Origin of the sequence: Variovorax sp. V116 (assembly GCF_041154435.1) — a bacterium.
Classification (GTDB): Bacteria; Pseudomonadota; Gammaproteobacteria; order Burkholderiales; family Burkholderiaceae_C; genus Variovorax; species Variovorax paradoxus.
In genome coordinates this window covers 2,180,112-2,198,714 of sequence record NZ_AP028661.1, presented here as the reverse complement: position 1 = coordinate 2,198,714, position 18,603 = coordinate 2,180,112, and the positions used below count along the sequence as shown (strand labels likewise).

The 18,603-nt window shown below is 67.8% G+C and carries 19 protein-coding genes; 7 read left to right on the top strand and 12 right to left on the bottom strand.

From position 1 onward, the window contains the following. Window positions 1-47: 47 nt before the first annotated feature. Together ACAM58_RS10385 and phbB are read right to left on the bottom strand one after the other, a co-directional pair. Window positions 48-1,391, bottom strand: a complete 1,344-nt coding sequence (locus tag ACAM58_RS10385; protein ID WP_012747163.1) for a dicarboxylate/amino acid:cation symporter — start codon at window positions 1,389-1,391, stop codon at window positions 48-50. 127 nt (window positions 1,392-1,518) lie between these two features. Continuing rightward, window positions 1,519-2,256, bottom strand: a complete 738-nt coding sequence (gene phbB / locus ACAM58_RS10380; protein WP_012747162.1) for an acetoacetyl-CoA reductase — start codon at window positions 2,254-2,256, stop codon at window positions 1,519-1,521. Window positions 2,257-2,479: 223 nt separating this feature from the next. Between phbB and ACAM58_RS10375 the strand changes: the two genes are divergently transcribed. Next, on the top strand, window positions 2,480-3,004 hold the full coding sequence (locus tag ACAM58_RS10375) for a CinA family protein (protein ID WP_062361889.1): 525 nt from the start codon (window positions 2,480-2,482) through the stop codon (window positions 3,002-3,004). Here ACAM58_RS10375 and ACAM58_RS10370 read toward each other — a convergent pair. Genes ACAM58_RS10370 through ACAM58_RS10350 form a run of 5 tightly spaced genes read right to left on the bottom strand, consistent with a single transcriptional unit; the run spans window position 3,001 to window position 7,979 of the window. Beyond that, window positions 3,001-4,005 (bottom strand): tripartite tricarboxylate transporter substrate binding protein BugD, encoded by a 1,005-nt coding sequence (locus ACAM58_RS10370; RefSeq protein WP_062361892.1) that lies wholly within the window; start codon window positions 4,003-4,005, stop codon window positions 3,001-3,003. The two genes, ACAM58_RS10375 and ACAM58_RS10370, sit on opposite strands and share 4 nt — an antisense overlap. After that, window positions 4,002-4,889: a CoA ester lyase gene (locus ACAM58_RS10365; RefSeq protein ID WP_062361894.1), complete on the bottom strand. Its 888-nt coding sequence runs from the start codon at window positions 4,887-4,889 to the stop codon at window positions 4,002-4,004. Before ACAM58_RS10365 ends, ACAM58_RS10370 begins: the two co-directional genes overlap by 4 nt. Then, window positions 4,886-6,067 (bottom strand): CaiB/BaiF CoA-transferase family protein, encoded by a 1,182-nt coding sequence (locus ACAM58_RS10360; RefSeq protein ID WP_062364387.1) that lies wholly within the window; start codon window positions 6,065-6,067, stop codon window positions 4,886-4,888. Before ACAM58_RS10360 ends, ACAM58_RS10365 begins: the two co-directional genes overlap by 4 nt. Before the next feature lie 20 nt (window positions 6,068-6,087). After that, complete coding sequence (locus ACAM58_RS10355) at window positions 6,088-6,996, bottom strand: MaoC family dehydratase N-terminal domain-containing protein (RefSeq protein WP_155736544.1); 909 nt, start codon at window positions 6,994-6,996, stop codon at window positions 6,088-6,090. 8 nt (window positions 6,997-7,004) lie between these two features. Then, window positions 7,005-7,979, bottom strand: a complete 975-nt coding sequence (locus ACAM58_RS10350) for a tripartite tricarboxylate transporter substrate binding protein (RefSeq protein ID WP_062361896.1) — start codon at window positions 7,977-7,979, stop codon at window positions 7,005-7,007. Window positions 7,980-8,089: 110 nt separating this feature from the next. Here ACAM58_RS10350 and ACAM58_RS10345 point away from each other — a divergent pair, with 110 nt between their 5' ends. Beyond that, on the top strand, window positions 8,090-9,001 hold the full coding sequence (locus tag ACAM58_RS10345; protein ID WP_018902868.1) for a LysR family transcriptional regulator: 912 nt from the start codon (window positions 8,090-8,092) through the stop codon (window positions 8,999-9,001). Window positions 9,002-9,526: 525 nt separating this feature from the next. On the opposite strand, the gene ACAM58_RS10340 is transcribed toward ACAM58_RS10345, so the two are convergent. Further along, a complete protein-coding gene (locus tag ACAM58_RS10340) occupies window positions 9,527-10,705 on the bottom strand; it encodes an acetyl-CoA C-acetyltransferase (protein ID WP_018902869.1) in 1,179 nt (392 codons plus the stop codon). Window positions 10,706-10,770: 65 nt separating this feature from the next. Continuing rightward, window positions 10,771-12,522: a class I poly(R)-hydroxyalkanoic acid synthase gene (gene phaC, locus ACAM58_RS10335; protein WP_062361897.1), complete on the bottom strand. Its 1,752-nt coding sequence runs from the start codon at window positions 12,520-12,522 to the stop codon at window positions 10,771-10,773. Between the two features lie 113 nt (window positions 12,523-12,635). Here phaC and ACAM58_RS10330 point away from each other — a divergent pair, with 113 nt between their 5' ends. After that, window positions 12,636-12,959, top strand: a complete 324-nt coding sequence (locus ACAM58_RS10330; protein WP_018902871.1) for a hypothetical protein — start codon at window positions 12,636-12,638, stop codon at window positions 12,957-12,959. Here the strand turns inward: ACAM58_RS10330 and pgeF are convergent. Then, a complete protein-coding gene (gene pgeF, locus ACAM58_RS10325) occupies window positions 12,891-13,658 on the bottom strand; it encodes a peptidoglycan editing factor PgeF (protein WP_062361899.1) in 768 nt (255 codons plus the stop codon). The genes ACAM58_RS10330 and pgeF overlap by 69 nt on opposite strands. A gap of 14 nt (window positions 13,659-13,672) precedes the next feature. Beyond that, window positions 13,673-14,311, bottom strand: a complete 639-nt coding sequence (gene maiA / locus ACAM58_RS10320) for a maleylacetoacetate isomerase (RefSeq protein WP_026283796.1) — start codon at window positions 14,309-14,311, stop codon at window positions 13,673-13,675. Window positions 14,312-14,402: 91 nt separating this feature from the next. Here maiA and ACAM58_RS10315 point away from each other — a divergent pair, with 91 nt between their 5' ends. The 4 genes from ACAM58_RS10315 to ACAM58_RS10300 all read left to right on the top strand — a co-directional run bounded on the left by ACAM58_RS10315 (window position 14,403) and on the right by ACAM58_RS10300 (window position 16,793). Next, window positions 14,403-15,104, top strand: coding sequence for a fumarylacetoacetate hydrolase family protein (locus tag ACAM58_RS10315; RefSeq protein ID WP_018902872.1), 702 nt, complete (start codon window positions 14,403-14,405; stop codon window positions 15,102-15,104). 19 nt (window positions 15,105-15,123) lie between these two features. Next, window positions 15,124-15,675, top strand: a complete 552-nt coding sequence (locus ACAM58_RS10310) for an NUDIX hydrolase (protein ID WP_018902873.1) — start codon at window positions 15,124-15,126, stop codon at window positions 15,673-15,675. Between the two features lie 11 nt (window positions 15,676-15,686). Further along, window positions 15,687-16,193, top strand: a complete 507-nt coding sequence (locus ACAM58_RS10305) for a CreA family protein (protein ID WP_012747147.1) — start codon at window positions 15,687-15,689, stop codon at window positions 16,191-16,193. 96 nt (window positions 16,194-16,289) lie between these two features. After that, a complete protein-coding gene (locus ACAM58_RS10300) occupies window positions 16,290-16,793 on the top strand; it encodes a murein hydrolase activator EnvC (RefSeq protein WP_012747146.1) in 504 nt (167 codons plus the stop codon). 16 nt (window positions 16,794-16,809) lie between these two features. Here ACAM58_RS10300 and ACAM58_RS10295 read toward each other — a convergent pair whose 3' ends face one another. Continuing rightward, window positions 16,810-18,465, bottom strand: coding sequence for a phospholipase D family protein (locus ACAM58_RS10295; protein ID WP_018902874.1), 1,656 nt, complete (start codon window positions 18,463-18,465; stop codon window positions 16,810-16,812). Window positions 18,466-18,603 lie beyond the last annotated feature (138 nt).

Genomic DNA, 18,603 nt, shown 5'->3' with positions numbered 1-18,603 from the left:
TGCTCCATTTTGCAGGAACGATGCGCCCCTCTGGCTTCACACGGGCATCAATCGGCCATCTTTGCGATGCGTGCGCCTTCGAGCACTTCGGGCTCCTGCGACTCGACCCAGCTCTCGTTGTTGAGCCCGGCGTGCAGCCGCTCGGTGTCGAGCTCGTTGGTCCACTTGGCCACCACGATGGTGGCCACGCCGTTGCCGATCAGGTTGGTCAGCGCACGCGCCTCCGACATGAAGCGGTCGATGCCCAGGATCAGCGCCAGGCCCGCCACCGGCACATGGCCCACGGCCGACAGCGTGGCCGCCAGCACGATGAAGCCGCTGCCCGTGACGCCCGCCGCGCCCTTGGAGGTGAGCAGCAGCACGGCCAGCAGCGTGATCTCCTGCATCAGCGTCATCGGCGTGTTGGTGGCCTGCGCAATGAACACGGCCGCCATCGTGAGGTAGATGGAGGTGCCGTCGAGGTTGAAGGAGTAGCCAGTGGGAATCACCAGGCCCACGCAGGTCTTGTTGGCGCCCAGGTTTTCCATCTTCTCCATCATGCGCGGCAGCACCGACTCGGAGGACGAGGTGCCCAGCACGATCAGCAGCTCTTCCTTGATGTACTTGATGAACTTCCAGATGCTGAAGCCGTGGAAGCGCGCAATGAGCCCGAGCACCACGAAGATGAACAAGAGGCAGGTCAGGTAGAAGGTGCCCATCAGCTTGCCGAGCGAGAACAGGCTGCCCAGGCCGTACTTGCCGATGGTGAAGGCCATCGCGCCGAAGGCGCCGATGGGCGCCAGCTTCATGATGTAGCCCACGATCACGAAGAGCACGTGCGAGCCCTTCTCGATCACGTCGAACACCAGCGTGCCGCGCCCGCCGAAGCGGTGCAGCGCAAAGCCGAACAGCACCGCGATCAGCAGCACCTGCAGGATCTCGCCCTTGGCGAAGGCGTCGACCAGCGTGCTGGGAATGACGTTGAGCAGGAAGTCGACCGTGCCCGTCATCTTGCCCGGGCCGGTATAGGACGCGAGCGCCTTGGTGTCGAGCGTGGACGGGTCGATGTTCATGCCCGCGCCGGGCTTGAGCAGGTTGACCAGCACGAGGCCCACCACCAGTGCGATGGAGCTCACGATTTCGAAGTACAGGAGCGCCAGCCCGCCGGTCTTGCCGACCTTCTTCATGTCTTCCATGCCCGCGATGCCCACCACCACGGTGCAGAAGATGATCGGCGCGATGATCATCTTGATGAGCTTGATGAAGCCATCGCCCAGCGGCTTCATGGCCTCGCCCAGCGCCGGCTGGAAGTGGCCGAGCAGCACGCCGATGATCACCGCCGTGATCACCTGCACGTAGAGCGAACGATAGAGCGGGAGCTTTCTGGTGGGTGTGATTGTTGTGTCTGCCATGTTGCCTCCGGAGGGGTTGGAAACTGTAGAACCGAATCGACCGCTTCTCTGATACGTAGAAGCCACATCGCAGAAATGAAAAAACCCGCCTCGGCGGGTCTTTTCGATCAGCTTCTCGTCAGCATGATCAGTGCATGTGCAGGCCGCCGTTGACCGAGAAGTCGGCGCCCGTGCTGTAGCCGCCCTCGTCGGTGGCAAGCCACGCGATGATGGAAGCAATTTCGCTCGGCTCGCCCAGGCGCTTGACCGGAATGGTGGCCACGATCTTGTCGAGCACTTCCTGGCGGATGGCCTTGACCATGTCGGTGCCGATGTAGCCCGGGCTCACGGTGTTGACCGTGACGCCCTTGCTCGCCAGCTCCTGCGCCAGCGCCATCGTGAAGCCGTGCATGCCGGCCTTGGCCGCCGAATAGTTGGTCTGCCCCGCCTGGCCCTTGGCGCCATTGACCGAGCTGATGTTGATGATGCGGCCCCAGCCCTTCTCGACCATGTCGCCCACCACCTGCTTGGTGACGTTGAACATGCTGTTGAGGTTGGTCTCGATGACCGCGCTCCAGTCCTCGGGCGTCATTTTCAGGAACATGCGGTCCCGCGTGATGCCGGCGTTGTTGACCAGCACGTCGATGGGACCGTGCGCTGCCTTGGCGGCCGAAAAGGCCTCGACGGTGGACTGCCAGTCGCCGACATTGCCGACCGACGCATGGAACTCGAAGCCCAAGGCCTTCTGCTCGGCCAGCCATTTGGCATGATCGCGCGTGGGGCCGCAGCCTGCGACGACAGTGAAGCCGTCCTTGTGAAGGCGTTGGCAGATGGCTGTTCCGATGCCACCCATGCCCCCGGTGACATATGCAACTTTCTTGCTCATGATTTTTTCCTTGATGTGTGCGAAAAGCCTGAACGGCCGCCTTCACTCTAGCGAGTTTCAAGCCGTCGAACTCTGAGGAAAACACTGAGCCGAGCTTGCAACCAGCTGTCACGGCGCGGCCGCATGTGCAACCATATTGCATAAGTCCGCCGCCGTCCCGCACACCCCTTTGCTTCCAAGGAGTTCGAAAGTATGAATTTCGAAAACGCCGGGCAACGCCCCCATGCCTGACATCGCCGGCCTCGAGCCGCTTTCCATCCTCGCCGGCCGTGTCGGCGCCATCCTGCGCGAGCGGCGCCAGACCGTGGCGGTGGCCGAATCCTCGGCCGGCGGCCTGGTGTCAGCCGCCCTGCTCGCCATTCCGGGTGCCTCGGCTTTCTTCCTCGGCGGCGCGGTCGTCTACTCGCGCCGGGCCGGAAAAGCGCTGCTAGGGCTGACGGCCGAAGACATGGCCGGCATGCGCGCGGAAACCGAACCCTATGCCAGCTTCATTGCAGGCAGGATCCGGGGCAGCCACCGCGCCACCTGGGGCATTGCCGAAAGCGGCGCGGCCGGCCCGTCCGGCAGTCCGTATGGCGACGCGCCGGGGCATGTGTGCGTGGCCGTCGCCGGAGAGGCTGCGGCCAGCCGGACGATCGAAACCGCCGATGCGGACCGCGCGTCGAACATGGATGTCTTTGCGCGGCAACTGCTCCTGCTGTTCCACCAGACGCTGCTGGCGCAGGATCGCCGAGCGCCAGGCTCCTAGTCCGCCTGCACCCCCGCCGCCTTGATCACCTTCCCCCACTTCTCGGTCTCGGCCGCCAGGTGGGTGCGCAGTGCTTCGGGCGTCACCTTGTCCATCGGCACGGCCTCGGTGCTCAGCTCGGCGAAGCGGTGCTTGACCATGTCGTCCTGCAGCGCGGCGCGCAGGGCCGTGTTGAGCTTTTCCATCACGGCCGGCGGCGTGCCCTTGGGCGCGTAGATGCCGTGCCACACCTTCACGTCGAAACCCTTGAGGCCCTGCTCGTCGAGCGTGGGAATGCTGGGCATGCTGGACAGGCGCTTCGGCGTGGTCACGCCGAACACCTTGACGCGGTTGCCGTCCTTGATGACCGGCGCGGTCTGCGTGGTCTGGTCGCACAGCAGGTCGACCTGTCCGCCCATCAGGTCGTTGAGCGCCGGGCCGGCGCCCTTGTAGGGCACGGTGGTGAGCTGCACCCCGATCTGGTGCGCCAGCAGCATGCCGCACAGCTGCGAGACCGCGCCGATGCCGGCGTTGGCAAGCGTGACCTTGTCCTTGTGGGTCTTCACGTAGGCCAGCAGTTCCTGGAAGTTGCTGGCCGGAAAGTCCTTGCGCGAGAGCAGGGTCATGGGCACGTCCATCACCTGGCCCACGTATTCGAAATCCTTCAGCGGGTCGTAGTTGAGCTTCTTGTAGAGCGCGGGCGCGGTGGCCATGCCCATGTGGTGGATCAGGATGGTGTAGCCGTTGGGCGCCGCCTTGGCCACGCGCGCGGGCGCGATGGTGCCGCCCGCGCCCACGGTGTTCTCGACGATCACGGTCTGCCCGAGCGACTTGCCCATGGGAATCGCGAGCATGCGCGCGACCACGTCGGTGGGGCCGCCGGCCGAGTACGGCACGACCATGGTGATGGGCTTCTCGGGCCAGGGCGCCTGCGCGGCGGCCGGCGCTTGCGCGGCCAGCAGGCCTGCGCCCCATGCCGCGGCCAGCAGGGTGCGGCCCTTCCAGTTCTTCTTCAGATTCACTTGCTTGTCTCCTTGGTTGTTGGATGCCTGTCTTGTTCCGCAGCGAGCGCCTGCAGCCGTTCGGCCAGGCGAACCACCGGCGCGTCGACCATGCGGCCGTCGAGGCTGGCGACGCCGCCGCCAGCCGACCGCACGGCCTCGATCACGCGGCGCGCCCATGCGAGCTCGCCGTCGCTCGGGCCGAGCGCGGCCTGCACCGGCGCGACCTGGTCGGGGTGGATGCACAGCTTGGCGCCGAAGCCGCCGCGCCGCGCGCGTGCGGTGTCGGCGGCCAGGCGCTGCGCATCGCGCCAGTCGGCCGTCACGCCGTCGATCGGCGCGGGCAGCCCGGTGCGGCGCGAGGCCAGCAGCAGCGCCAGGCGCACCGGCACCAGCTCGGCTTCGTCCGCATCGCAGGCCAGCCCGACATCGGCCTGGAAATCGAGGTTGCCGAAGGCGAGCCGCAGCACCTGTGGCGCCGCCGCGAGCTCGTCGACCGCCGCGAGGCCGGCCGCCGATTCGACGAGCGGCACGAGCACCCCTCGAGGACCGATGGCTTCGGCCAGCAGCCGCAGGTCGCCGGCCCGCTCCGCCTTGGGCAGCACCACGCCCGCAATCAGCCCCTGCAAGACCAGCCCGGCCACGGCCACGCAGTCGTCCTCGTGCCAGGGCGTGCCTGCGGCATTGATGCGCACCAGCAGGCGCTGCCGGCCGGCCGCGGGCAGCGCGGCGAACGACGCCGCGAGGCCTTCGCGCGCCGCGGCCTTGCGCTCGGGTGCCACCGCATCCTCCAGGTCGACGATCACCGCGCCCGCGCCGGTGGCCAGCGCGCGCGCGTGGCGCTCGGGCCGGTCGGCCGGCACGAAGAGAAAGGCGCGCGCCAGCGCGAGCGCTGCCGTGCTCACACCGCCCCCGCCTCGCGCAGCGCCGCGATGTCCGCCTCGCTGCGGCCCAGGCTGCGCAGGATGGCGTCGGTGTGCTGGCCCACGGCCGGTATCGCGTCCATGCGGTAGTCGAAGGCGCTCTGGCGGCCGGCCGGCAGCAGCGCCGGAATGTCGCCGGCCGGCGAGCCCACCTGCCGCCAGCGCTCGCGCGCCTGCAATTGCGGATGCGCCCACAGCCCGGCCATGTCGTTCATGCGCGCATTGGCGATCTGCGCCGCATCGAGGCGCTCGACCACCTGCGCGGTGCCGAGCGCGGCGAAGGTCTCGACGATGATCGCGCGCAGCGCGTCGCGGTTCTCGTTGCGCCGCGCATTGCTGTCGAAGCGCGCGTCGGTGGCAAGCCCCGCCTGCAGCAGCACCTTCTCGCAGAACACACGCCATTCGCGCTCGTTCTGCAGGCCCAGCATCACCGTGCCGCCGTCGCCCGCGGGAAAGGGACCGTAGGGATAGATGGTGGCGTGCGAGGCCGCGCTGCGCGGCGGCGGCGGCGCGCCTTCGTAGGCGTAGTACATCGGGTAGCCCATCCACTCGGCGAGCGATTCGAGCATCGACACGTCGATGTGCGAGCCCTTGCCGGTCTTGCCGCGCTGCAGCAGCGCCGCGAGGATGCCGGTGTAGGCATACATGCCCGCCGCGATGTCGGCGATGGAATTGCCCGACTTGCAGGGATCGTCCGGCGTGCCGGTGACCGAGAGAAAACCCGCCTCGCTCTGGATCAGCAGGTCGTAGGCCTTCTTGTCGCGGTACGGGCCGTCGTCGCCATAGCCCGAGATGTCGCAGACGATGAGCCGCGGATGCAGGGCCTGCAGCGCCTCGGCGCCCAGGCCCATGCGCGCGGCCGCGCCGGGCGCGAGGTTCTGCACCAGCACGTCGGCCTCGGCCACCAGCGCCTGCAGCACCGCGAGCGCGGCAGGCTGCTTGAGGTCGAGCGTGAGGCTTTCCTTGGAGCGGTTCACCCACACGAAGTGCGAGGCCTCGCCGCCCACGCGTGCGTCGTAGGCGCGCGCGAAGTCGCCGGCGCCGGGGCGCTCCACCTTGATGACGCGGGCGCCGAGGTCGGCCAGCTGCCGGGTGCAGAAAGGCGCGGCGATCGCGTGCTCGAGCGAAACCACGGTGATGCCGTCGAGAGGTCTTGTCATGGACGTGTTTTCCATTTTTTTCATGCGAGCACGGCCGTGGCCTGCATCGTGAGCCAGCCATCGGCGTCTTCGCCCCAGAGGCTGAAGGTCTTGCCGTCCGTGCTGCCTTCGGCCGGCCTGCCGTGCACGCGGAACGGCGCAATGTCGAAGGTCGGCCGCACGGCGCGGAACTCGAAGCGCGCGAGCTGCGCGCCCGGCACATGGCGGCGCAGCAGGTCCACCAGCAGCGTCGCGATCAGCGGGCCGTGCACGATCAGGCCCGGATAACCCTCGACCTGCGTCACGTAGCGGCGGTCGTAGTGGATGCGGTGGCCGTTGAAGGTGAGCGCCGAATAGCGGAACAGCAGCACGTCGTCGGGCACGATCTCGCGGCTGAAGGCGGCGTCCTTCGGCGCCGGCGTGGGCGGCGGCGCCTTCTCGCCGGGCGCGGCCGCGGCGCGGTAGACGATGTCGTGCTCCTCGGTCAGCGCAAGGCCGCGTTCGTTGCGCACTTCATGGCGCACCAGCACGAACATCAGCTCGCCCGTGCGGCCGACCTTGTGGGTGACCGAGGCGATGGTCGAGGTGCGCTCGGCCCTGTCACCCACCTGCAGCGGGTTGCCCGGCTCCCACGCCAGCCGCCCGCCGGCCCACATGCGGCGCGGCAGCGGCACGGGCGGCAGGAAGCCGCCGCGCTTCGCATGGCCGTCCTCGCCGATCTCGGACTGGCGATGGTGCGGCAGGAAGTAGAGCCAATGCCAGAGTTCGGGCAGGCGCGTGCCGGCGGCGGGCGGTGCGTCGTCGCGGTCGAGCGTGGCCGAGAGCGCACGCACGGGAGCGGCGGTGATGTCGTCGGCCAGCGTTTCGCTGCGGCCTTGCCAGGCCTGGAGCTTCGCGAGCGTGCCGGCGTCGATCGCGCCGGGGGACTTTTCTTGGACGGAATTGATCATGGGTTCCTTCAGTCGACCGCTGCGCCGGAGGCCTTGACGATGCGTGCCCACTTGGCGAGGTCGTCCTGCAGCAGTTTCGAGAATTGATCGGGCGTGGTGGGCGGCGCGATCTCCACGCCCTGCTGTTCGAGCTTGTCGCGCAGGTCCTTCGCGGCCAGCGCCTTGCGCGTCGCGTCCTGCAGCGTGGCGAGCACCTCGGGCGGCACGCCCGCTGGCGCGAACAGGCCGATCCAGAGCGTGCCGTTGTAGCCCGGCACGGCCTCGGCGATGGCGGGCACATGGGGCAGCACCGGCGAGCGCTTGTCGCCGCTCACGGCCAGCGCGCGCAGCTTGCCGGCCTTGATGTGCGAGAGCGCCGAAGGCAGGCTCGCGAACACGATCGGCAGCTGCCCGCCGAGCACGTCGTTGAGCGCGGGCGCCACGCCCTTGTACGGCACGTGCTGCAGCGAGATGCCGGCCATGCTGTTGAGCATTTCGCCCAGCAGGTGGTTGAGCGTGCCGTTGCCGGCCGAGGCGTACTGGTAGTTGGCGCCCTTCTGCCGCGCGAGCTTCAGGAACTCGTTGAAATCCTTCGCGGGAAACGAGGGGTTGACCAGCAGCACGTTGGGCACCGCGCCGATCAGGCCCACGGGCTTGAAATCCTTCACCGGATCGAAGCCCGGGTTCCTGTAGAGCGCCGGGTTGATGGCCTGGCTGCTGCTGATGGTCATGAGCAGCATGTAGCCGTCCTTCGGGCCCTTGGCGACCAGTTGCGTGCCGATGTTGCCGCCCGCGCCCGGCCGGTTGTCGACCACCACGCTCGCGTTCATCAGCTCGCCGATCTTCTGGCCCACGAGGCGGCCCACGATGTCGTTGGTGCCGCCCGCAGCCTGCGGCACGACGAGCGTGACGGGGCGCGAGGGGTAGGGCTGCGCGGCAGCCGGAACCGCAGTGCAGAGCGCTGCCGCGGCAAGGGAAAGAAGCGCCAGTGCGCGGAATGTCATTGTCTTTGTCTCCATGGCCGCATGGTGTTCTGCCGTGGCAGCGTGCGCAATCTGCGATTTCGAAACCCAGGCTTCTGAAATACCGAAGGCTCGGGCTTTACGATGGCGCCATGCTTTTCGACCTGACCGACCTGCGCCTCTTCGTTGCCACGGCCGAGCTCGGCAATCTCACGCGCGCGGCCGAGCGGCAGCACCTGTCGCTTGCGGCGGCCAGCGCGCGCATCAAGGCGCTCGAAAACCAGGCCGGGCTGCAGCTGCTGCAGCGCGAAGCGCGCGGCGTGCGCCTGCTGCCGCCGGGGGAAGCCTTCCTGCACCACGCGCGCCTCGTGCTGCACCAGACCGAGCAGCTGCGCGCCGACCTGCTCGAATACGGCGGCGGCCTGCGCGGCCACCTGCGCGTGTTCGCCAACACCACGGCGGTGACCGATTTCCTGCCTGAAATCTTGCCGGGCTTTCTTGCGCGCAATCCGCGCATCAACGTCGACCTTCAGGAAAAACCGAATGCTCAGATCCCGCGCGGCGTGCTCGACGGCCGCGCCGACATCGGCATCGTGGCGGGCCGCGTCGACACGCTGGGCCTCGAAGCGATCCACTTCAGCACCGATCGGCTGGTGCTCGCCACCTCGCGCAAGCACCGCTTCGCGAAGCGCCGCAGGATTTCATTCGCGGAAACGCTGGATGAAGACGCAATCGGCATGCAGCAAGGCAGCACCTTGCAGACCTTTCTGGCGCAGATCACCGACAACCTCGGCAAGCGGCAGAAGCTGCGCATCCAGCTCGGCAGCTTCGACGCCATGTGCCGGATGATCGGCAGCGGCGTGGGCATTGGCGTGGTGCCGGAGTCGGCGGCGCGGCGCAATCAGGAAAGCATGCAGCTCGCGCTGATCGATCTCAGCGACGCATGGTGCGTGCGGGAGCGCTACCTGCTGGTGCGCGACCGGGCGGCACTGCCGATCTATGCGCAGGCGCTGGTCGAGACGCTGTGCCAGCACTACGCCGTGGAGCAGGCCGCTGCCGGCTGAGTGCCACAAATCAAGGACTTGCGGGCGAATTCTGAAGAAGCCGATGCCATCCCCATTTTCCGTGGACAACTTTGGGGATAACTGATGTTCTTCCTTGTAAAGGCGATCTAACTTGTTGTTTTACAAGGGGAATAATCAGTTTGCTCAAAAATTGGGCGGTGAACAAAGTGATCTGCGGCCTGCCGGGTCCGGCAGTGAGCTGTTGCTGTTGTCGTGTTCGGGGCGCGTGCACAGGCCACCGGGTACTCCCCTCCGCGAATGTCCCCCGGGGGCTGCGCCCCCTCCTCCTTGATTTCGCTGCGGGGAGCACCCGATGCCCTGTGCACCTGGGCACGCTCTGCGAACACAGCCGATCAACGGCCGCTCTGTCCAACGCTCCCGCTGATGGGGTGCCTTGCGCAGCGAAATCAAGGGGGAGGCCGAAGGCCGGAGGACATTCGCGGAGCAAGGTACCCCGTCGGCGGGAGCGCGCCCTGAATGGCCGCGCCCCCGAAAGAGAGGTGCGCGACCCGGGAGCGCAAAGACCTATCGCTCGATCGTCAGCGCCACGCCCATGCCGCCGCCGATGCACAGCGACGCAATGCCCTTCTTCGCGTTCTGGCGCTGCATCTCGTGCAGCAGCGTCACCAGGATGCGGCAGCCCGACGCGCCGATCGGGTGGCCGATGGCAATGGCGCCGCCGTTCACGTTGACCTTGTTCACGTCCCAGCCCATTTCCCTGTTCACCGCGCAGGCCTGCGCCGCGAAAGCCTCGTTGATCTCGAGCAGATCAAGGTCGGCAGCCTTCCAGCCGGCGCGCTGCAGCGCCTTGGTCGACGCGGGCACCGGGCCCATGCCCATGATCGCCGGGTCGAGGCCGGCCGTGGCGTAGCTTGCGATGCGGCCCAGCGGCTTGAGGCCGAGCGCGGCCGCCTTCTTGGCCGTCATCACCATCACGGCGGCAGCGCCGTCGTTCAGGCCCGAGGCATTGCCCGCGGTCACGCCGCCAGCCTTGTCGAACGCGGGGCGCAGGCCCGCCAGGCCTTCGGCGCTGGTCTTGCGGTTGATGAACTCGTCCTTGTCGAAGACGATCGGATCGCCCTTCTTCTGCGCAATGCTCACGGGCACGATCTCGTCCTTGAACTTGCCGGCGTCCTGCGCGGCCGCGGCCTTGGTCTGGCTGCCGAGCGCGAGCTCGTCCTGCGCGGAGCGGTCGATGCCGTACTTCTTGGCCACGTTCTCGGCCGTGATGCCCATGTGGTACTGGTTGTAGACGTCCCACAGGCCGTCCACGATCATGGTGTCGACCAGCTTCCAGTCGCCCATGCGCTGGCCGTTGCGCGAATTGGGCAGCACGTGCGGCGCGGCGCTCATGTTCTCCTGGCCGCCGGCAATCACGATCTCGCTGTCGCCCGTGGCCACGGCCTGCGCCGCGAGCATCACGGCCTTCAGGCCCGAACCGCACACGGCGTTGATGGTGAGCGCCGGCGTTTCCTTGGCGCCGCCGCTCTTGAGCCATGCCTGGCGCGCGGGGTTCTGGCCCGCACCGGCGGCCAGCACCTGGCCCATGATGGCTTCGCCGACCTGGTCGGCCGTGAGATTGGCGCGCGCGATCACTTCCTTGATCACGAGGGCGCCCAGCTCGGTGGCTGCAATGCCGGCAAGCGAGCCGCCGAACTTGCCGACCGCCGTGCGTGCGGCCGAAACGATGACGATGTCTTCCATGAGGTTCTCCGTTGAAGTGATTTGAATTGAAGCGGTGCGGGTAACTCGTGCGTGTGTGTCCGGGATCAGGCCCTGGCCTTGACGTAGCGTCCCGGCGCCGGCTCGATGGCCTTGTAGGCCTTGCCGTTGCCGTAGGCCTTGGGTGCCGGGACCTGCTTGCCCGCATGGTCCTTGAGCCATTGGGCCCAGTCGGTCCACCAGCTGCCGGGATGCTCGGTGGCGCCGGCCAGCCATTCGGCCTGGGTCTTGGGGAACTTGCCGTCCTCGCGCGTCCAGTGGCTGCGCTTTTTCTTGGCGGGCGGATTGATCACGCCCGCGATGTGGCCCGAGGCGCCCATGACGAAGCGCTTCTTGCCGGGCAGCAGCTGCGTGGACGCATAGGCGCCGCCGATCGGCACGATGTGGTCTTCGCGCGAGCCGTAGATATAGGCCGGGATGTCGATCCTGCCGAGGTCGATCTTCTCGCCGCAGACCGTGAGCGCATTGGGCTTGGCGAGCTTGTTCTCGTGGTACGTGTTGCGCAGGTACCAGGTGTAGAACGGGCCCGGCAGGTTGGTGGCGTCGCTGTTCCAGTAGAGCAGGTCGAAGGGCGGCGGGGTCTCGCCCTTCAGGTAGTTGCCGACCACGTAGTTCCAGACCAGGTCGTTGGGCCGCAGGAAGCTGAAGGTCGAGGCCAGGTCCATGCCCGGCAGCAGGCCGCCCTTGCCCAGCTGCATTTCGCGGTACGCCACCATCGCCTCGTCCACGAAGATGTCGAGGATGCCGGTGTCGCTGAAGTCGAGAAAGGTGGTGAGCAGCGTGACCGAGGCGGCCGGCTTTTCGCCGCGCGCCGCGAGCACGGCCAGCGCTGTGCTCAGGATGGTGCCGCCCACGCAGAAGCCCAGCGCGTTGATCTGCTTGCTCCCGCCGATCTCCTGCACGAGGTGGATCGCCTTGATGGCGGCATTCTCGATGTAGTCGTCCCAGGTGGCGTGGGCCAGCGACTCGTCGGGGTTGCGCCAGCTCACCACGAACACGCGGTGGCCCTGCTCGTTGGCATAGCGGATCAGGGAGTTCTCGGGCTGCAGGTCGAGGATGTAGAACTTGTTGATGCACGGCGGCACCAGCAGGAACGGCCGCTCATAGACCTTGGCCGTGAGCGGTTTGTATTCGAGCAGTTGGAAATACTCGTTCTCGAACACCACGGCGCCCTCGGTGGTGGCCACGTTGCGCCCCACTTCGAAGGCGCTTTCGTCGGTCATGCTGAGGTGGCCCTGCTTCACGTCGTGCAGCAGGTTCTGGATGCCCTTGGCAATGCTCTCGCCCTGCGTGTCGATGGCTTTCTTCTGCGCCTCTGCGTTGAAGGCGAGCGAGTTGCTGGGCGATGCGGCCGCCATCCATTGCTCGACCGCAAAGCGCATGCGCGCCTTGGTCTTTTCGTCGGCGTCGATGGCCTCGGCCATGCTGAGCAGGGTGCGGCCATTGAGCAGGTAGACCGCCGCCGAGAAGGCCGCGAGCGGGTTGCTGCCCCAGGCTTCGCCGGCAAAGCGCCTGTCGCCCTCGGGCCTGGCGTCGAAGCCGCGGCGCCAGAGTTCGGTGGCCTCGGCCATGTATTGCTGCTGGATCGATTGCAGCTTCTCGGGCGCGATGGAGACTTTCGGCAATTCAGGCAGCGTTGCCCCCGGAGGCAATTGCCACAGCGGCGTGCCGCCGCCGTTGAAGGCCGAGGCCCCCTGTACGGCGGACTGCTGGAGCGATTCCAGCGCCTTGGTCCATCCCTCCGAAAGAGCCTGCTGGAAGGGCGCGAACGCGTCGGCCCCCGTTGCTTGTTGCTTCATCATGTCTCCTGGTCCTCACCTGAATCGATACGGATGGCTTGCGTATTTTGAGTATCCTGCATTTCGCAAGGCGCCCACAACGCTCCCCGCTCACTTACCGACTGAAACTTCTTGTGTTCATCCACCTGATCGTGATTGGCTGGCTCTACGTCGCCCTGATGATGGCCGTGGCCGAAGCCACCAACACCACCGGCACCGTGCTGGGTGCCATCTTCACATTTCTTTTGTACGGATTGGCGCCTGTCGCACTGGTGGTTTACCTGATGGGGACGCCGGGGCGGCGCCGCGCGATCAGGGAGCGCGAGGAAAAGGCACAGGAAGAAGCGCGCCGCGCCGCGAGCGAGGCGGCCGCAGCGGCAGGCGCGGACTCAGGCCTTCCAGACCAGCGCGGCGAAACGCCCGCTGACGCCGTCCCGCCGGTGCGAAAAGAACCGTGACGGGTTGGCGACGGTGCACCACGCGTCGCTGCCGTCGTTGCCATGCACCGATTCCACGCCGGCTGCACAGAGGCGCTGGCGCGCGAGCGCGGGCAGGTCGGCCAGCCACTTGCCGGGCGCCGCCGCGGGCAGGAAGCAGCGCGCAGCCTCGGGCGCATGCGCCTCGAACGCAGCCTTGACCTCGGGCCCGACCTCAAAGGCACGGGGCCCGATGCACGGGCCGAGCCAGGCCATGACCCTGCCGCCGCCCTGCGCGGGCTCGAAGCACCGGGCCGCCGCCTCGAGCACGCCGCCGGCCAGGCCGCGCCAGCCGGCATGCGCGGCCGCCACCCGCTGGCCCGATTCGTCGGTGAAGAGCACGGGCAGGCAGTCGGCCACCATGATGGTGCAGGCCACGCCGGTGGCCGTGGCGGTGCAGGCATCGGCCGGCGTGCCGTCGCCCGCCCCGCCCGCCTCGGCATCGAGCGCCACCAAGCCGGTGCCGTGCACCTGCTGAAGAAAGACCGGCCGCGCGCCGCCGATGGCCTGCGCCAGGCGATGGCGGTTTTCGGCGACGTGGGCGGCCAGGTCGCCCACGTGGTCGCCCAGGTTGAGGCTCTGGTAGCGGCCCTGCGAGACACCGCCCTCGCGCGTGGTGCACACGGCCCGCACGTTGGGCGGCGCCGGCCAGTCGGGCACGAGCCAGTGCGCGTCGTCCATGGCGGCGGGCGCGTTCAGGCTTCCGCGTCGGGGCACTGCGAAGGCTGGGCGCGCTGGAAGGCGTCGAGCTCCATGCAGGCCTCGAAGGCGGCCATGGTGCGCGGCAATCCGCTGAAGTCGCAGTCGAAGCGGCGGCCGTTGAAGATCTGCGGCACCAGGCAGCAGTCGGCCAGCGTGGGCGTGTCGCCATAGCAGAACCGGCCGCCCGGATGCTGCGCGAGCTGGCGCTCGAAGGCCAGCATGCCGTCGCGCACCCAATGGCGGTACCAGGCGTTCTTGGCCTCGTCGTCGAGCTTGAGCTCCTTCACCAGGTACTTGAGCACGCGCAGGTTGTTGAGCGGATGGATCTCGCAGGCGATGGATTCCGCCAGCGCGCGCACATGGGCGCGGCCCACCGGATCGTGCGGCAGCAGCGCCGGCTCGGGGTGGGTTTCGTCCAGGTATTCGATGATGGCCATCGATTGCGAAAAGCGCTCGCCCTCGTCCTCGAGCAGCGGCACCAGCATGTCGGCCGAAATGGCCGAGAACGGCCCCGTGCGGTGCTCGCCGCGGGCGATGTGCACCGGGATGTAGTCGAACTCCAGGCCCTTCAGGTGGAGCGCGATGCGCACGCGGAACGACGAGGACGATCGGAAGTAGTTGTGCAGCTTCATCATCCCGCAAGCATAGCGCCGCACCGGCAGCCCGTGCCTGCCTCTGGCACACTGCCGTTTTTTCTCCGTTCCGCTGAAAAGGACAGACGCAATGGCTTCCGAGTTTGTTTTCGCCCCGCCCGCGACCGTTTCGATCCCCGTGGTCGGCCAGCCGGCCCGTTTTCCGGTGCACCGCATCTACTGCGTGGGCCGCAACTACGAGGACCACGCCAAGGAAATGGGTTTCACCGGGCGCGAGCCGCCCTTCTTCTTCATGAAGCCGGCCGACGCGCTGGTGGTGGTCGATGCGGGCCAGACCGGCACCATGGCCTACCCCACGCTCACGAAGAACCTGCACCACGAGATCGAGCTCGTGGTGGCGATCGGCACCGGCGGCAAGAACATTGCGGCGGCCGATGCGCACAAGCACATCTACGGCTATGCCGTGGGCCTGGACATGACGCGGCGCGACCTGCAGAACGACATGAAGAAGCAGGGCCGCCCCTGGGACATCGGCAAGGGCTTCGAGCAGAGCGCGCCCATCGGCCCGATCGTGCCGGTGGCCGAGGCCGGCGATGCCGAGAACGCCGAGATCTCGCTGCAGGTCAACGGCACCGACCGCCAGCGCAGCACCGTGAGCAAGCTGATCTGGAACGTGGCCGAAACCATCGAGCACCTGTCGGCCGCGTGGGAGCTGCAGCCCGGCGACCTGATCTACAGCGGCACGCCCGAAGGCGTGGCGGCGGTGGTGGCGGGCGACACGCTGGTGGGCGAAGTAGCCGGCTTGCCCAAGTTGGCGGTCAAGATCGTCTGACGCCGCGGCTCCCCGCTCCATGATCCTGCGCGTACCCATCAAGCACTGCAAGAACTGCGGCACCGCCGTGGTCTACCGCGTCCCCGACGACGGCGACACCAAGGAGCGCGCGGTCTGCCCGGCCTGCAGCACCGTCCACTACGAGAACCCGCTGAACGTGGTGGGCACCATTCCCGTGCTCGGCGACAAGGTGCTGCTGTGCAAGCGCAACATCGAGCCGCGCTGGGGCAAGTGGACGCTGCCGGCGGGCTTCATGGAGCTGGGCGAAACCGCGGCCCAGGGCGCGGCCCGCGAGACCGACGAAGAGGCCGGCGCCCATTACGAGATGCAGGGCCTGTTCGCGGTGATCAGCGTGGTGCGCGTGGGCCAGGTGCACCTGTTCTACCGCGCCCGCCTGCTCGACGACCGCTTCGACCCGGGCCACGAGACCATCGAGGCCCGGCTCTTCACCGAGGAAGAAATTCCCTGGGAAGAGATCGCCTTTCGCACCGTGCGCGAGGCGCTCGAACACTTCTTCGAAGACCGGCGGCGCGGCAGCTTCGACCGCGTGCACGAACTCAGCATCGTTTGAAACACCACCCCATGACCCAGGCCTCCCGCGCTCCCCTCCTCCTTCGCGGCGCCTTCGCATGCGGCCTGGCGCTGGCGGGCCTGGCGCTGGCCTTCGCCGCGCATGCGGAAACGGTGGGCGACGTGGACACCGCCTTCAAGCTCATCGGCCCCGATCACAAGATCGTGGTGGAGGCCTACGACGACCCCAAGGTGAACGGCGTGACCTGCTATGTCTCGCGCGCCAAGACCGGCGGGCTGGCGGGCGCCTTCGGCGTGGCGGAGGACAAGTCGGAAGCCTCCATTGCCTGCCGCCAGGTCGGGCCGGTCAGCATCGTGCAGCCGCTTCCAAAGCGCGAAGAGGTCTACAGCGAGCGGCTGTCGATCCTGTTCAAGCGGCTGCGCGTGGTGCGCATGGTCGACGCCAGGCGCAACACGCTGGTCTATCTCACCTACTCCGACCTGCTGATCGAAGGCTCGCCGAAGAACAGCGTGACGGCGGTGCCGATCGACCGCGGCACGCCCATTCCGCTCAAGTAGACCCGGCCCCGGCGGAGTTTGCTAGCATGGACGAGGTGGCTCGCCCGGCGCGCCGACCGCGGGAACCCTCAGCAACGAATTCGTTCCAACAGAGCCATGCACCTTCAGACTTTTGCCCTTCGTACCGGCGCCGCGCTCCTGGTGGCTGCCGGCCTGGCCGCCTGCACCACGCCGCAGCCGCCCGCGCGGCCCGGCGTCGTCATTCCGCCGCCCGTGCAGCAGCCCCTGGCCATGTTCATCCGGCCCGCCGCCGGCACCACCATTGCCCGCTTCGACGGCGTGCGCAACAAGGGGCTCGACATTGCAGGCAACCTGGGCGATCCCATCGTGGCCTCGGCCGATGGCCGCGTGGTGTACGTGGGCGGCGAGCTGCGCAGCTACGGCAACATGGTCATCATCAAGCACAACGAGACCTTTCTCACCGCCTACGCCCATGCGCAGACCATCCTCGTGAAGGAAAACGCGGTGGTGCGGCAAGGCCAGAAGATCGCCGAAATGGGCAAGAGCGAAACCGACCGCGTGAAGCTGCATTTCGAGATCCGCAAGAACGGCACCGCCGTCGATCCCGAGCCCTACCTGAACGGCCGCCTGCAGCAGTAGCACCTGCCGGCCCGCGCTACAGCAGGCTCTCGGGCACCAGCGGGGCGAACAGCTCCAGCTTCCAGCGCGCCCAGAAATCCGTTTCCGGCTCCACGTGCAGGATGGTGTCGGCGCCATCGCCCGAGGCCGGGCTCACCCACTCGATGCCGCCGCGCGGCCCCAGCTGCAGCTGGTAGGCGCCGTCCAGCCGGATGAAACCGATCAGGCTGGTGAGCTGCTGGGCAATCTGCGGGCTGAAGATGAACAGGCCGATCTCGGTGTTGTGCAGCATCGAGCGCGGATCGAAGTTCATCGAGCCGATGAACACCATGCTGCGGTCGACCACGGCCGACTTGCCGTGCAGCCGGCCACTGGCCGAACCGTAGATGCCGAAGCGCTTGGTCTGCTCCACGCGCTTGGGGCTCAGCTCGTAGAGCTCCACGCCCAGGGCGAGCATTTCGGGCCGGTAGTGGCGATAGCCGATGTGCACCAGCGATTCGTCCGTGGCGGCCAGCGAATTGGTCACGATGGTGTAGCTCACGCCGCGCTGCCGCACGAGGCGGATCGTCTCCATGCCGCCGCGCCCCGGAATCAGGTAGGGCGTGGTCTGCAGGATCTCCTGCTGGGCTCCGCGCAGGTAGCGCCGCACGTTGTAGAGCACGCTGTCGGTCGATTCGTCGGCCGGCAGTCCGCGGGCTTCGGGCGGCCCGAGTGCCTTGGCGGGCGCATCGGCATAGGCTTCGGCGCGCGCCCAGACCAGCGACAGCGCACCCTCGCCCAGGTCCTTGGCGAGCGCGTTGTTGCCCAGCAGGTCGGTGGAAGTCAGCGGCTCGGGATGCAGCGTGTCCGGCCCGGCAGTCATCTGCTCGAAGCGTTCGCGCAGCTGCTGCGGCGTGGCCCCGCCATTGGAGACCAGCGACTCGATCGGGTAGACGTACGGGCTGTTCCAGTACATGTCGAACAGCGACGACAGCCGCGGCACGACCGTGCCGGCCACCAGCGTGTCGATGTCGATGAAGTTGGAGCCGCCATCGCGCAGGAAGTATTCGTTGGCGATGTTGCGCCCGCCCATGACCGCCATCGTGTTGTCCACCACGAACAGCTTGTTGTGCATGCGCCGGTGCACCCGGTCGAAGTCGAGCAGCGACGCCGCCCAGCGCGTGCCCAGCAGGCCGCGGCCGGCCGGGAAGGGATTGAAGAAGCGCACCTCCACGTTCGGATGCGCCGCGAAGCCCGCGAACAGCGGATCGGCGCCCGCGGTGTAGAGATCGTCCACCAGCAGGCGCACGCGCACGCCGCGGTCGGCCGCGTCGCGCAGCGTGCGCAGCAGGTAGCGGCCGGTTTCGTCGTTCTGCACCAGGTAGTACTGCACGTCGATCGAGCGCTGGGCGCGGCGCGCGAGCTCGATGCGCGCATGCAGCGAATACTGCGGCATCGGCAGCAGCCGGAAGCCGCTCAGCCCCTGCCCCGGCGGCGAGGCCGCTGCCACCAGGCGCCCCAGCATGGTGTCGGCGCCATCGGTGATGGCCACCGAAGGCTTGCGCTCCACCCCAGCCGGCAGCCCCGCGCAGCCGCCCAGGAGCAGCAGGGCCAAGCCGAGCAGCAACAGCCAGGGCGCGCGCGCCAGGCGCAGGCCAAGCCAGCCGGTTGGCGGGGCGGAACGTCGTGGATTGAAGGGGAAGTCTTCGGCCATCGGTGGGGTGCCATGCGCAACGTGCGCATGGTGGCCGGTTTCTACCATGGCCGCGGGCGGAGCATGCGCTCATGGAGTCCTCCTACACCATCGGCAAAGGCAAGCTGACGCATTCGCCGGCCGGCGCGTTCCACATTC

Bases quoted from the DNA above. Each gene is read 5' to 3' on its own strand.
- ACAM58_RS10385 (WP_012747163.1), bottom strand. From the start codon at position 1,391: ATGGCAGACACAACAATCACACCCACCAGAAAGCTCCCGCTCTATCGT.
- ACAM58_RS10310 (WP_018902873.1), top strand. From the start codon at position 15,124: ATGATCCTGCGCGTACCCATCAAGCACTGCAAGAACTGCGGCACCGCC.
- ACAM58_RS10300 (WP_012747146.1), top strand. From the start codon at position 16,290: ATGCACCTTCAGACTTTTGCCCTTCGTACCGGCGCCGCGCTCCTGGTG.
- phaC (WP_062361897.1), bottom strand. From the start codon at position 12,522: ATGAAGCAACAAGCAACGGGGGCCGACGCGTTCGCGCCCTTCCAGCAG.
- ACAM58_RS10350 (WP_062361896.1), bottom strand. From the start codon at position 7,979: ATGACATTCCGCGCACTGGCGCTTCTTTCCCTTGCCGCGGCAGCGCTC.
- ACAM58_RS10360 (WP_062364387.1), bottom strand. From the start codon at position 6,067: ATGACAAGACCTCTCGACGGCATCACCGTGGTTTCGCTCGAGCACGCG.
- ACAM58_RS10340 (WP_018902869.1), bottom strand. From the start codon at position 10,705: ATGGAAGACATCGTCATCGTTTCGGCCGCACGCACGGCGGTCGGCAAG.
- pgeF (WP_062361899.1), bottom strand. From the start codon at position 13,658: ATGGACGACGCGCACTGGCTCGTGCCCGACTGGCCGGCGCCGCCCAAC.
- ACAM58_RS10295 (WP_018902874.1), bottom strand. From the start codon at position 18,465: ATGGCCGAAGACTTCCCCTTCAATCCACGACGTTCCGCCCCGCCAACC.
- ACAM58_RS10345 (WP_018902868.1), top strand. From the start codon at position 8,090: ATGCTTTTCGACCTGACCGACCTGCGCCTCTTCGTTGCCACGGCCGAG.
- ACAM58_RS10305 (WP_012747147.1), top strand. From the start codon at position 15,687: ATGACCCAGGCCTCCCGCGCTCCCCTCCTCCTTCGCGGCGCCTTCGCA.
- ACAM58_RS10355 (WP_155736544.1), bottom strand. From the start codon at position 6,996: ATGATCAATTCCGTCCAAGAAAAGTCCCCCGGCGCGATCGACGCCGGC.
- phbB (WP_012747162.1), bottom strand. From the start codon at position 2,256: ATGAGCAAGAAAGTTGCATATGTCACCGGGGGCATGGGTGGCATCGGA.
- ACAM58_RS10315 (WP_018902872.1), top strand. From the start codon at position 14,403: ATGGCTTCCGAGTTTGTTTTCGCCCCGCCCGCGACCGTTTCGATCCCC.
- ACAM58_RS10375 (WP_062361889.1), top strand. From the start codon at position 2,480: ATGCCTGACATCGCCGGCCTCGAGCCGCTTTCCATCCTCGCCGGCCGT.
- maiA (WP_026283796.1), bottom strand. From the start codon at position 14,311: ATGAAGCTGCACAACTACTTCCGATCGTCCTCGTCGTTCCGCGTGCGC.